Here is a 321-nt window from a genome sequence, read left to right as displayed (position 1 = left end):
TGGGGGCGCTGGCTGCTGGTCCGCCGCCAGATCCTCACCGACGACCAGACCGCCGCGGGCCGGGAGCCGGAGCTGGCCTACTACCTGTGCGCCGGCCCGCCCGGCACCACCGACGACGAGCTGATCCGAGTCGCCGGCGCCCGGTGGGCGATCGAGGAGTGCTTCCAGACCGCGAAGACCGAGGTCGGGCTCGACCACTACCAGGTCCGCCGCTACGACGCCTGGTACCGCCACATCACCCTGGCGATGCTCGCCCACGCCTACCTCGCCGTGACCGCCGCGATCGCCCCAAAAGACCTGGCAGCGGCCTCATCCCGCTCA

At 72.3% G+C, this 321-nt stretch carries 1 pseudogene; it reads left to right on the top strand.

The window, feature by feature from the left end:
* A pseudogene (locus RM445_RS32145) lies at positions 1–321 on the top strand (IS701 family transposase); the annotation flags it as partial.

Source organism: Pseudonocardia charpentierae, assembly GCF_031845345.1.
Classification (GTDB): Bacteria; Actinomycetota; Actinomycetes; order Mycobacteriales; family Pseudonocardiaceae; genus Pseudonocardia; species Pseudonocardia charpentierae.
The sequence above is the reverse complement of the archived record's forward strand: the minus strand, read 5'-3'. Positions and strand labels throughout refer to the sequence as shown.